Below are 13571 nucleotides of genomic sequence, written 5' to 3'. Positions count from 1 at the left end.
TCCTTAAACTCTGCTCTTAATTGTCTCAATGTAATGAGTTGCAATATCCTTGAAATTGGAATTATTAATAAATTCACTATTCGAAGCACATTCAATGGCATCCTCAATAGTAAGAGGCAGTGTTGCCAAATTTGCTGTTCTATCCTCCGTTAATAATCTTGAATTAATATCAAGAGGTGGTGGCAATTGTTCTTTATTTCTAACACCTGCCAAGCCAGCCTGAATAACAATAGCACTTGCAAGATATGGATTAATACATGAATCAGGTGAACGTAAGATGAAATGCTCACTGTGACCATTAATCTCAGGCACTCTTAAAAGTCTGGAATTGTTCTGGGAAGACCATGTAATATACTTTGGTGCTTCAGTAATTCCAAAACGGTTATACGAATCTTTTCTACAGTTAAGGAAGAGAGTGATGTCTCTCATTCTGTTGAGAATTCCTGCTATAAAGCTCTCTGAAAATTCCTTATCTGTAATCTGGAGATTCTCTCCCTTCTTATAATTAGCCATCTTAATATGAAGACCGTTTCCTGGCTTGTCCTCAAGTGGCATTGGATCAAAGGATGCATATACACCATTTCTTGCAGCAATGTTTTCAACTACATTTTTATATGTAACAAAATTGTCTGCTGTTGTAAGTACATCATCTGGCATGAAATCAATCTCATTCTGTCCTGGTCCTCTCTCGTGATGAGATGACTGTGGCTTGATACCTATCTCCTCAAGTGTAAGACAGATTTCTCTTCGAATATTTTCACCCTTGTCATTAGGAGCAACATCAAAATAACTACCATTATCAAATGGAATGTTTGTAGGATTGTCATCTTCATCAGTCTTGAAAAGATAGAACTCAGACTTTAATCCCATTCTTGTATTAAATCCCTCTGCCTCACACTCCTTTAAAGTCTCCTTAAGAAAGTGACGATAGTCGTATGCAAATGGTGTGCCATCAGCAAGAACGATATCGCAGTATAATCTAACTACTCGGCCAGACTGTGGACGCCAAGGTAATATATGAAGTGTGTCAGGATCTGGCTTTAAGAATAAATCCTGATTCTCGATTTTTTCATATCCATTTATAAGGAAGGAATCAAAATTAATTCCCTTTTCAAAAGCTGAACGAAGCTCTCCAGGCATTATGGAAATATTCTTCTGAATACCATATAAATCGCAAAATGCTAGACGGATAAATTTAACGTCATTTTCTTCAATAAACTCAATTACATCTTCAACTGTAAACTGTGACATATTCCCTCCTAGATAAATCCTTTTATGTAAAAAAATGGCGCACTTTTTAAGCCTTCTATTGCTCAAAAAATACGCCTTTGTACTCATCTAGAGTACAACAGGCGTATCCTTTTGTAAAGTGTTTTTTATTAATCTAGAACCATTTTACTTTTCGTATAAAAACTTCTCAGGAAGCTCAACCTTAAAATCATTTGCAAGGTGTCTAAACTGATCTGGTGTGATTGTCTGAAGCTTGTTAGGTGTAATAGAAAGGACCTTTACAAGAATCTCTGCAGCCTTTTCTACAGTGTGCATAAGACCAAATGTAAGATCAAAATCTTCACCTGATGCGAACATACCATGATGAGCCCAGATAGCTACATCATACTGCTCCATAAGCTTAGATGTTGCTACTGCAATATCCTTTCCGCCTGGAACCATCCAGTCCACAACGCCAATTCCTGATGGGAATACTACTGGACACTCTGTAGCCATCTCCCAAAGCTCTCTTGTAAATACCTCATCCTTAAGCGGAAGTACAAATGTAAGAGCGATTGTATTTGTAGTGTGAGCGTGGTAAACAACTCTGTACTTACCATTTGTAACACGCTTCTTTACTTCAAGATTCATAAGGTGTGAAGGAAGCTCTGATGTTGGTCTTCCACCATTTACGAAGCCCCACTGAATCTGATACTTTGTACCAGTCTCATCTACCTTGATGATACCGATAGAATCCTCTGGATCAATGATAACGTTGCGGAAATACTTTCCACTACCTGTTACCATGAAGTACTCATTTGCAAGACCTGGAACCTCTGTGCCGATTTCCTTCCACTCACCATCTTCTGAAAGGAATTCCTTAACAGCTGCAACATCCTCATCCTTCATTCTATATGAGAGGTTACCGCCGTTACGCTCATGCCAGCCCTGCTCCCATCCATCATTTGCCATTCTAATAAAACCTTCTACAAACTTTACTTCTGTTATCTTCATTTCTATATCTCCTTATCTTGTGATGATTTCCACTGGTACATCAAAAATCTTTGCTACCTTTTCAATTACATCGATGTGACGACCGATTGCCGCTGCAAAGTGATGCGTAGGACCTGCCTCGCTCCACTTTGTTACGAACTCAGCTGGTGAAATTGCGAACTCTGTACGCATCATTGTGTCACCATTCTGAAGAATCTTTCCTGGTACATTTACACCCTCAGCACAAACGAACTTGAAGTGACCTTCACCATCCTGAGTAATTGCAAGATATGTAATATCTCCCTCTGGTGGATAAAACTGTGTAAGATATCCACCACCTGTCTTGCCGTGGAATACATCTACAATCTTCATAGTAGGCTTCTTAGCCTGAGAGAAATCTGCATCACCAGAACCGCTGTGTCCTATGAGAGTTACTCCATCATTGAAATCAATTGTGTACATCTCTGAAAGCTGACCAGAGCCTGCAATTGTCTTTAAGATACTCATTGCCATGGCAACCTTGATATCGCCTTCTACAGCACATGCTGTGCCCTGCTTTATTAACATTGAGAAGGCTGGAATAAGAATACTGTCAACAACTCCTGCCTGCCCCTTTGCGAATCCATCGTAGTGAGATGCTACAAAACCAAGCTTCTCATCCTTAACCCACTGCTCGAAGGCAACAACGTACTTTGCCATCTCGTGAAGCTTCTCTTCATCAACACCACCAACTACCTCAAAGGTCTCAATGATATCATCAGCCTTTGCCTTGATAGCAGCCTCATCTGTAATATCATCTGCAATAGCCCAAATCTTCTCCCAATCGAACTGCTTTGTATATACGTGCATTCTTCTGTAAAGATTTGACTCATCAATATAAAGGTCCATCATACCAGGATAAGGACGACCAATCTGAGCAAGATTTGTCTCTCTAAATCTTCTACGACACTGTGCTGCGCGACACCACTGGTCAATTTCCTTTGCAACAGCTGCATCGCCGCCTTCTACTACACCTGTGATAACAGCAGAGCGCTTTCCGTAACGATTTAAGTCAGCTACCATCTCACCAACTGCACCACATGCATATGCTTCACCAAGCCACTCTGCTGTGCCGGCTGTATCGTAATCAAGAGCCTTAAGCTTCTGAAGATTTACAAGTACAACTGGTACATCTAAATCCTTTACTGCTGGAAGCATGTTGTAAGATGTAGCATAAGTAAGAAGCTGCATGAATACTAAATCAACATCTGCTGCCCTGAACAAATCTCCTGCAGCCTGTGACTGCTCCTTTGTGGTAACTACACCACCATCAATGATTTCAACTGTGTCAGGAATTGACGCTTTGAAATTCTCAAACTGTTTATTAAACTCTGGAACTAAGCTTGGAAACTGTGGAAGGTATGCTCCAAGTGCAATTGAAAAAACTCCCACCTTAGCTTTTGTATTTACTAACATCTTTCTCCTCCTTTTGGATTAAAAACCTCTATATCAAATGACCTATGTACCGCCTCACGAGCTGCCAAAAGATCTGCCAACGCACCATCTTCAATCATCTGCACCATTGCATTTCCGATGGCTGTTGCTTCTGATGGGCCTGCAAGGACTGTAAGTCCTGTGGCATCTGCTGTAAGCTGATTTAAATACCTGTTTTTACAACCTCCACCGATAATATGAAGCACCTTGTACTGTTTGCCTGTATTTGCGCTAATCTCTTTTATTGTATTTCCGTAGCAAGCTGCCAAACTCTTGTAGATAACTGCAGCAAGCTCTCCTGAGGTTGTTGGAATCTGTTGTCTAGTGTCAGCGCAGGCCTGCTTGATCTCCTCTGTCATGTTCTTTGGCGAAAGGAATCGCTCATCGTTGGCATCCACCAGAGATGGGAAGCTGTTTGCTCTTGCTGCCAACTCTGCATATTCTGCAAAGCTAAGCGCATCGTTTGCCTCATGGCGAACCTGCTGAATCATCCAAAGACCCATGATATTTTTCAAATATCTGTATCTATAATCGTAACCACCCTCATTTGTGAAGTTACTCTTTCTGTCGCAATCGCGGGTGAGGGCTTCTGTATTTTCCACACCCATTAGTGACCAGGTGCCAGAGCTGATGTAAAGCCCCTCGTTGCCTAAATGAGGCATTGCCATTACAGCAGAAGCTGTATCATGGCTGGCACACTGAAGCACCTTTAAATCAAAGCCTACTTCCTCTTTGATTTCATCTCTTAGATTACCCACTTCATTACCAGGAAGCTTAAGCTCTAAGAAGATTTCTCTAGGAAGACCAAGCATTTCTATTAACTGATAATCCCACTGCTTGGTATGAGGATTAACAAGACCTGTTGTTGTCGCGTTGGTATACTCTGATGCTCTAACACCTGTAAGAAGGAAATTTAGATAATCCGGAATCATAAGCAAAGTCTTTGCTTCTTTTAACACCTCTGGTCTTTGAAGCTTATCTGCTGTCAATTGATATATTGTGTTGAAAATTGCTTTTTGAATTCCAACTCGCTTATACAATTCTTCTTCAGAGATGATTTTATAAACTTCCTCATCCATTCCATCAGTTCTGTGATCACGATAACCGTATGTATCACCAAGAACCTGTCCCTCTTCATTTAGGAGCACGTAATCAACGCCCCAAGTATCAATGGACATAGAACATGGAATCTTACCAAGTCTTTTGCATTCCTTCATGCCATTTTTGATTTCGTTAAAAAGCTTTTTTGTATCCCAAAGAAGCTTTCCCCCTACATTTGTCATGGCATTTTCGAAACGGTAGATTTCTTCCATCTGAATCTTACCGTCTTCAATTGTAAATAGCATATGACGGCCACTTGAGGCCCCAATGTCTACTGCCAAATAATAGTTACTCATAGTTTCACCTCGTTTATGATATGAGTATATATCCTGATAAGCTAACTTTTAAGGTCGTAAAATAATCAAAAATAGGACTTTATTTGCAGCTAGATTCATTATATAATTTATCTATGGAAAAGAGTTTATTACAGCAGCTATCACAGCTGACAGAGGAAGAACAAGAAATTTTAAAGGGCGGTGTCATTGACAAAAATAGGTACTCCAGCGGCAACAGTTTTGTCATCGACAGCGAGAAGCTATTAAAAAAAGGACGTCTCATAGAGATACGTCCTCATACTCGTTTTGTGCACTTTCCAAAGCACACCCATAACTATGTTGAATTCGTTTATATGGTTTCAGGGGAAACTCATCATATTTTAAATGGAACTGATGAAATCACACTAAAAGCCGGTGAACTTTTATTCTTGAACCAAAATGCTACTCAGGAAATTCTTCCAGCATCAGAGGGTGATGTTGCAATTAACTTTATCCTGCTTCCTGAGTTTTTTGATGAAGCATTACAAATGATTCCAGAAGGAGACTTACTTAGAGACTTTTTGATTTCCACACTGTCTCCAGAATCATCCTTCCTTACTTATCTGCACTTTCCTACTGCAGATATTCTTCCTGTGCAAAATCTTATGGAAAATATGATTTTCACTATGCTAAAACAGGATTCAGAAACAATTATCAATAATATAAATAAGACCACAATGGGTCTACTATTACAGACCCTTTCAGTATATGTTTCTTTGGTTAACCAAGGCACACCATCTCAGTATGAACAAAACCTTTTACTTACTGTTTTGAAATATATTGATGCTCACTATAAGCATGGCACCCTTGAAGCAATTGCTGAACAAACAAAGCAGCCTACCTATTACATAAGTAGACTGCTTAAAAAGCACACTGGTAAAAATTTTAAAGAACAATTGATGACACGTCGTCTTCAACAGGCGGCCTATCTCCTCAGCCACACCACTCTTACCATTGAAGATATTTATACCTACATTGGGTACGATAACAGTAGTTACTTCTACCGCAAATTCAAGGAAGCCTATGGCATGTCTCCTAGAGATTATAGATTAGCCAACTAAGGTATCAATCATTCTAAGTACTCTAGTTGCGTTAATCTGAAGCTGCTCTCTTGAAAGTGAGCCATCTTCAATTGCGGCCTTCATCCTATTGAAGTCTCCCTTGCAGCCTGGCATAAATAAATCGCCACCTGCCTTTGCCACTTCATTTGAAAGAGCAATTCTGTTGATAGAGTTTTTGTCTGCCATCATTTCAAGAATCCAATCCGTCATTACGATACCCTTAAAGCCATACTCGCATCTTAAGATATCCTCAATCAAGCCTCTGTGCTCAGCTGTATGAACGCCATTCAAAAGGTTGTAGCTGGTCATGATTGCCTTGGGCTGAGTCTTTCTAACGCAAAGTCCGAAACCTCTTAAATAGATTTCTCTCATAGCACGCTCACTAACCTGACTGTCGTTGTTGTATCTGTTTGTCTCTGCATTGTTTGCAGCATAATGCTTGATTGTGGTGCCACAGCCCTTGTGCTGCTGTACACCTTCTGTAATAGCAGAAGCAATCATACCTGAAACAAATGGATCTTCTGAATAGTACTCAAAGTTACGTCCGCATAGTATACTTCTATGAATGTTAAGAGCTGGTGCAAGCCATAAATGAACTCCAAACATTTCCATCTCTGTTCCAACAATATCGCCAAACTTCTTTGCCAAATCATAGTTAAAGCTTTGAGCAATAGCTGTTCCAATAGGAATCATTGTGCATGACTGCTCTTTAATTACAGCATCCTTTGGCACCTTTGTCTTTCCAACCACAAGATTTGCAATGAATCTAACAACAGGTCCCATAGCGTCAGTTACGCTTTCAGGCATGCTGCCTTTTCCTGATGCGTCGTGAGCTCCCTTTTCATCCTCAAAATAAGTTCTGCAAAGACGAAGACCTGCAGGGCCATCAGCCATGATCATTGGCTTTACGCCCTTCACCTGAGAAGTGGTTTCACCTGCTGCGCCTGCCACATGGGAACCTGCATTACCAACTGCAGAGAACATCTTGGCATCTGGATTAAATCCACCGATACCCATATAGATAAGCTCCTCATCAGTCATCTTCTTTGCCTGATCTGCGATATCGTATTTAGTGTCATAGCTTACTGACTGGCTCTGAAGCTCTGCCGCAAGAATCTGAAGTCTGGCAGCCTCAGCTGGAACAGCTTCAGCGTTTCTTGCTGGTGCCTTAATATCCTTAAAGCCTGGATCTCCAAGGCAGTTCTTTGCCTTAAGACATGTAACAGTAGCATCAAGTGATACTACAGCAGCAATCTTTGTAGCTACTGAACTATTGCCTACGCGAACTAAATAATCGCCTACTTCAAGAATGTAGCTGGCTGTCTCCTCATCATAAGAAGCAACATCCTGTAAATCAAAGGTGAGCTGAAGCTCCTGCTCCTCACCTGCTGCAAGATTATTAGTCTTTGCAAAAGCAACAAGCTCCTGATATGGCTGGTCAAGCTTGCCAGTAGGCTTTGATAAGTAAACCTGAACTACTTCCTTACCAGCACATACGCCAGTATTCTTTACTACCGTATTTACGATAATCTCTGAAGCCTTTGCCTGAACTTTTGTCTCGCCAACTTCAAAATTAGTATAAGAAAGACCATATCCAAATGGGAAAAGAGCTTTCTTTCCAAAGGTATCAAAGTAACGATATCCTACATAAATACCCTCTGTGTACTTAGTCTCATTCCACTCACCGAAGGTTCCCTCATTGCTGTACTGGTCCCAAGTAGCCCATGTGGTAGTAAGCTTTCCTGATGGATTCTGCTTGCCCACTAAAATATCAGCAAGAACTTTTCCAATATTTACACCAAGCTGAGAAATAAGAAGAATGTTATCAACATCCATAACTGGTGTAAGGTCTACAGCACCGCCAACATTAAGAACAAGCATAAACTTTTGATAACTCTTGTTTAGCTCTAAAATATCTCGAATCTCAGAGTTGTTAAGCTTTACCTCTCCTTCTACCACTTCTCTATCTGAGCCTTCGCCAGAATTACGACTAAGTACATAGATAGCAACATCACCTTCGCCACTAAGTGTAAGATTATGTTCAGGTTCCCTCATGGTCTTGCCCATAATTGCAAGGAAATTGCCCTTTAATTCTTTACGAACTCTTTTATAGAAATCCTTTTTGGCTTTTGCGCGAACTTCATCATACTGGTCAAGCCAGCCCTTGGATGTAATCTCAAAACCTTCCTGCTCAAGTCCTTCCTCGATAGTGTACTTAAATCTTGAATTTACCTCACCAGAACCTGTACCACCTTTGATTGTGTAGCGAAGTCCTGCTCCGAAGGCTGCAAGCTTTCCCGGTTTCTCAATTGGAAAATCTCCATTTGACTTAAGAAGTACAGCACACTCTGCTGCGTTATTAAGTACAAAATCTAAATGGTTCTTTTCATACAGTTGCATAATTTATGCTCTCTTTCTTTTTTCTATTTCTTGTCTATACTCCGGTAATTTTTCCTCTAGATCAAACTTAAGTGTTATTACAAACATTATAATAAATAGTGCTAATGGAATATAGATACTAAATGTGTAAATCGCCTGTCTAACGGCTGGTGTAAGCACTGTTGCAAATCCATCATAGTTAGCAAGTGCAAGGCAGAAAACAATCACTGATGATCCAACACCTGAGCCAATCTTACCACCAAAACCTGATGCTGCCTGAGATGTAGCAACCATTCTCTTGCCATACTTATATTCATTGAAATCAATTGTCATGGCTGTCATAACGCCAAGCAAACACATCATTGGGATATTTGCAAAAGTTGCAAAGCATCCAAGAGCTGTGTTGTACATAAAGTTTGTAGGATCAATAATTCTAAGTGCTGTTGTCACCATACCAATAAAGAACGATACCTTAAGGGATTTTGTAACACCGAGCTTTTTAATCATTGGACCAATTACCGCAAATCCGATAACTGTTGGAATTAATCCCACACCTCCAAGAACAGCTGTAAGGTTATCATCACCATAAATCCACTTGCAATAATAAGCTCCTGCACCACTTGTGATTCCATAAGATAACTGTGAAAGGAATCCCATAACAAGAATCATGACCCAGTATTTATTTCTGAAAAGATTTCCAATGGCTTCTTTGAAAGGAACTGCCTCTTCATCGTCTGGTACAAAAGTCATTTCAGCTTCTTTTCCAGATTCAACTGCTGTTTCCTTAGAGCGGGCATAGCAGATTAACATTGTAAGAACAACCATTAATGCAAAACCCACGCCGAACTTAACCCAAGCACTCTGATTTCCACCAAGTGCATTTGTAATTGGGATGATGCCGATGGAGATAATCATTCCTGATACATATCCTGCTGCAGCTCGCCAAGTTCCCATAACTCCTCGCTCCTGCTGGCTGTTTGTTCTAACTACCATCAGTGAACTATAAGGAATTGCAATTGCTGTATAAACGATAGCAGTTAGAAGTATGTTAGTTACAAGCATGTAAGCAAGTTTCAATCCTTCTGATGCATTAGCTGGAACTGTAAACAATGCTACGATTACAACCGCTGCTGGAATTGCCATCTTAAGTAACCAAGGTCTGTACTTTTCTTTACCTGGCTTTGTATGGTCAATAATATTACCCATGATGATGTCTGTAAAAGCATCAATAACTTTACAAATCATCAATACTGCAGTTACTGTAGCAGCTGCAACGCCAACTTTATCTGTGTAAAAATACGCAATCTGCGCAATAAGACCTGACATTGCATTTAAAGCAAACTGGCCAAGGGAATCTGCAAAATAATCCCCCGTTCTCATAACCTTTTGAATTCCATCATGATCCTTCCCCAATGGTTTCTTTGACATTTTTCAATCCTCCTTAAAATACAAGGCTTTTCTCCCTAGCCCTAAACTGTAATTGTATTTTAAAGAGTGACAGACTTATTTTGTTGTAATCACGTGAAAAATGTTGTAATATCGTGTCGTAATACTATGTTTAACCGGAGGGCGCTATGGCATCGGATTCATCAATTATTGAACTTAATATTGCCGGAATGCTTGATAAAATTCTTAGTGATCTTGAAGAACACAACAGATTAACTGAAAAGAAAATTGGCAAACATCATTCCGACCAATTAATGGAAAACAAAGAAAATGAACTATACCACGACACCTACTACTTCGAGCAGGAATACTATTCCTATGTAGAAAAAGGTGATGTAGAGGGATTAAAAGAGTTCATAAAAAGGATTCCAAATATGAATGTTGGCCGAACTGCGACAGATTCAATTAGACAGGCTAAGAATCTTTTTATTGCTTCTACTACTCTTATCACCAGACGTGCCATAGATGGTGGTTTAGACATAGAAACAGCTTATCAATTATCTGACTCATATATCTTAGAAGCTGAGAAAATGTCTGATGTTAATGCCATTAATATTTTAAATATGACCTGCATCATTGATTTCGCAAAACGTGTTTCCGAAGCTAAGGTTCCTATGGGTATGTCAAAGGAAATCTTTTCTGTTATTCAATACATATCTAATCACGTAAATACGAATATTACTGTTGAACAAATCGCTGATGAGCTTCACATGGACAGAAGTACTCTATCCAAAAAGTTCAAGCGCGAGCTAGGATTTAACATCAGTACCTATATCATGCGCCGTAAATTAGAAGAAGCAAAGAGCCTCCTTCACTACACTGATAAAACTATCAGCGAAATTAGTGAGTATCTTTGCTTCTCTAGTCAGAGCTATTTTCAAAATGTATTTAAAGCTAAATACGGAATGACTCCTAAAGAATATCGAAATCAGACTTTATAAGTCGTAGGAGCCACATTCTAAAACTCTGGTATCCTGGCCTGGAAGAATAATCTGCGCTGTTGTATTAGAAGGAATCTCTATGTGGTACTCATATGTGCCATCCTCCTTCTTTTTCCAGCTGCTGGTTACAGTTCCATATATACTGTCATAACTAAAGCTTGCATTTGTAAAGCTTCCGCCTGGATGTGGTGCAATCACAAAATGATTCTCTCCATCCATCTTCACACCGCACATTTCATCAAATACCCATTCACATACTGCACCCTTTGAATAATGATTAAGTGAGGCTATTCCACCACCTTTACCATTATCTGATGTTGGTCCATCCCAATCTTCCCAAATTGTTGTAGCACCAGTTTTAGGCATATAAAGCCAGCCTGGCTTCTCTTCATTTTCAAGAAGCTTATAGGCATATTCGATATCAATCTGCTGGAGCACATAGAGAATTAATGGTGTAGATAAAAATCCGGTTCCAACTCTCCAATTGTATTTCTCAAGTGCTTTAATTAGTCTGTGCTTCGCAAATACGGTTTGATCCTCATTTAAAAGATTGAAATATAATGGGCGTACAAGCTTCGCCTGTCTTTCAGTATCAAGCTTAAAGCCATCTGTTTCTACAAGCTTTTGATATGTACGCTTTGCACCATCTCGATATTCCTTGAACTTTGGAATGTCATCCACTCTTCCAAGCTCCTCTGCAATTTCTATCATAAGAGACATTACATATGATAAATATGCAGTAGCAACCTCAGGCTGTGATTTTATGAAATCCTTCCAGCTCATAGAATGAACCTCTGCTGGCTCAGCCCACTCACCATAATGCTGCCCAATGTTGTAGAGGTATTTTCTATCCTCCTTACTAAGCTTTACCTTTTCAGAATTCATAAATTTGGTTTTGCCAGTTCTGCCTATCATGTAATGAGCATACTTTTTCATATTCTCATAGTACTTTTCGATAATCTGTTTATCTCCGTACTTTTTCCACAAACGGTATGGAATCATAATACCAGCATCAGACCAGCCAGTAGACCCGTTCATAACACGCATATAGGAATCTGTTCCACCTTCTGGTGCAATCTGAGGGAAGCAGCCATCCTCTGTCTGCCAATCACATAAATCATTCTGATATTTAAGTGCAAATGGTTCGTAATTCACCATGTAACTTGCGGTATTAACAAAAAGCTGTGCATCACCAGACCATCCATGACGCTCACGTGTAGGACAATCAGTAGGAAGGTCGGCTGAATTGTTCTTTAAAGACCATAATGTGTTTTCCACGAACTGATTTAGAAGCTTGTTTGAACTATCAAATCTGAAGGTTCTTTCAAAATTTGAATAAACTGCAATGGCAGTGAAGTCTTCAGGATTGATCTCAAAATCAGCCTCTACTAACACATACTGAAATCCAAAGATTGCGAAACGAGTCTTGTAATTATTGACTCCCTCCTTACAGAAATACTCTATCTGCTGAAGAGGAGTGATGTAGTCCTTCTTCACGCACTGAATATTCTTCTGGGTAAATTCTCCATCACTATCAAGCTTTTCTCCAAAACGCATAAAGATACTCTGTCCTGCCTTGGCTGTCACATTGAATTCTATATAACCTGCAATATTTTGACCAAAATCAAGAACAGTTTTTCCTGTTGGAGTCTTAATCAGCTTAGGATTTGATAATCTCTCGTTTTCTGTAAGAGACAAGCTGTTTGAAGCAGAAGGTGTTATATTATGATTTGTAATCTTGGCAAATGCCCAATTCGTCTTTACGAAGTCATCTAATCGGGCATCGTAAATTTCTCCATCTTTGTTATCAGCGAATCTAATAGGACCTTCATTTGTCCACTGCCATTTATCATCAGTCACAACATAACCCACTGTTCCATCTGTATATCTGATTTCTATCTGTGCAATAAGTTTTGTCTCAGAACCATAATAGTTCTTCATGCCCCATGCACCTACAGAGCCTCTGTACCAGCCATCTGCTAACATAAAGCACAGCTGGTTTTCACCACTACGTATTTGCGATGTTATATCTACTGTCTGATACTGGATTCTCTTTCTATAATCTGTGATTCCTGGAGCTAGACAGAAATCACCAATCTTTTCTCCATTAATCTGACCTTCATAAATACCGCAGGCAGTCATATATGCTCTTGCAGATTTTACCTTTTTATCACTTGGAATCAGAAATGACTTTTTGAAGCAGTCCACTGGATATCTTTTCTTTTTATCTACTTCATAATTGCCAGTAATCCACTCTGCTCTCCAGTCATCTGCATCAAGTAATCCTATTTCAAAAGTAGCTAAGTCGCTTACTTCACCAGCCTCATCATTTTCATCCCAAAGCTGCACCTGCCACTGAATATAATCACGACTTTTTAGCTTATTTCCGCTCCACGGGATAAGATGCATCTGGTTAGATGTAACCTTTCCTGTGTTCATCACTTCATTTCCATCTGAATTATAAGCTATAATCTGGTAAGCACTCTGTCTAATTCCACCCTCACAGTTCCAACTAAATCTTGGTTCTGTGACATCAATCCCAATAGGATTTGTTAAGTATTCAGTTTTTAAGTTAATTGCTTTCATTACCTTCTCCACTTCTATAGATACATTTTTCTATGAATTCTACCTTTTGTCACAGACGACTTATTGTA

9 protein-coding genes are annotated in these 13571 nt (G+C 39.6%); 2 read left to right on the top strand and 7 right to left on the bottom strand.

The genetic code is table 11. The annotated features are described in order from the left end of the window. Nucleotides 1-3 precede the first annotated feature (3 nt). The 4 genes from G592_RS15620 to rhaB all read right to left on the bottom strand — a co-directional run bounded on the left by G592_RS15620 (nucleotide 4) and on the right by rhaB (nucleotide 5072). Nucleotides 4-1251, bottom strand: a complete 1248-nt coding sequence (locus G592_RS15620) for a glutamine synthetase family protein (RefSeq protein WP_036951711.1) — start codon at nucleotides 1249-1251, stop codon at nucleotides 4-6. A gap of 144 nt (nucleotides 1252-1395) precedes the next feature. Then, nucleotides 1396-2223, bottom strand: a complete 828-nt coding sequence (gene rhaD, locus G592_RS0104145; RefSeq protein WP_028246698.1) for a rhamnulose-1-phosphate aldolase — start codon at nucleotides 2221-2223, stop codon at nucleotides 1396-1398. Nucleotides 2224-2235: 12 nt separating this feature from the next. Beyond that, a complete protein-coding gene (locus G592_RS0104140) occupies nucleotides 2236-3657 on the bottom strand; it encodes an arabinose isomerase (protein ID WP_028246697.1) in 1422 nt (473 codons plus the stop codon). Further along, nucleotides 3651-5072, bottom strand: coding sequence for a rhamnulokinase (gene rhaB, locus G592_RS0104135; protein WP_028246696.1), 1422 nt, complete (start codon nucleotides 5070-5072; stop codon nucleotides 3651-3653). Before rhaB ends, G592_RS0104140 begins: the two co-directional genes overlap by 7 nt. A gap of 113 nt (nucleotides 5073-5185) precedes the next feature. On the opposite strand from rhaB, the gene G592_RS0104130 reads away from it, so the two are divergent. Next, nucleotides 5186-6151 (top strand): AraC family transcriptional regulator, encoded by a 966-nt coding sequence (locus tag G592_RS0104130; protein ID WP_028246695.1) that lies wholly within the window; start codon nucleotides 5186-5188, stop codon nucleotides 6149-6151. Here the strand turns inward: G592_RS0104130 and G592_RS0104125 are convergent. Then, entirely contained in the window at nucleotides 6140-8551 is a 2412-nt protein-coding gene (locus G592_RS0104125; RefSeq protein WP_028246694.1) for a glycoside hydrolase family 3 N-terminal domain-containing protein, read from the bottom strand. The two genes, G592_RS0104130 and G592_RS0104125, sit on opposite strands and share 12 nt — an antisense overlap. A 3-nt stretch (nucleotides 8552-8554) precedes the next feature. Next, nucleotides 8555-9958 (bottom strand): MFS transporter, encoded by a 1404-nt coding sequence (locus G592_RS0104120; RefSeq protein ID WP_028246693.1) that lies wholly within the window; start codon nucleotides 9956-9958, stop codon nucleotides 8555-8557. 146 nt (nucleotides 9959-10104) lie between these two features. Here G592_RS0104120 and G592_RS15615 point away from each other — a divergent pair, with 146 nt between their 5' ends. After that, complete coding sequence (locus G592_RS15615) at nucleotides 10105-10917, top strand: AraC family transcriptional regulator (protein WP_051194752.1); 813 nt, start codon at nucleotides 10105-10107, stop codon at nucleotides 10915-10917. Here the strand turns inward: G592_RS15615 and G592_RS0104110 are convergent. Next, nucleotides 10912-13503 (bottom strand): alpha-L-rhamnosidase, encoded by a 2592-nt coding sequence (locus G592_RS0104110; protein WP_028246692.1) that lies wholly within the window; start codon nucleotides 13501-13503, stop codon nucleotides 10912-10914. The two genes, G592_RS15615 and G592_RS0104110, sit on opposite strands and share 6 nt — an antisense overlap. Nucleotides 13504-13571: the final 68 nt, after the last annotated feature.

The sequence above is a fragment of the Pseudobutyrivibrio ruminis CF1b genome, from assembly GCF_000424005.1.
Classification (GTDB): Bacteria; Bacillota; Clostridia; order Lachnospirales; family Lachnospiraceae; genus Pseudobutyrivibrio; species Pseudobutyrivibrio ruminis_C.
This window is presented reverse-complemented; position numbering and strand designations above follow the sequence as displayed.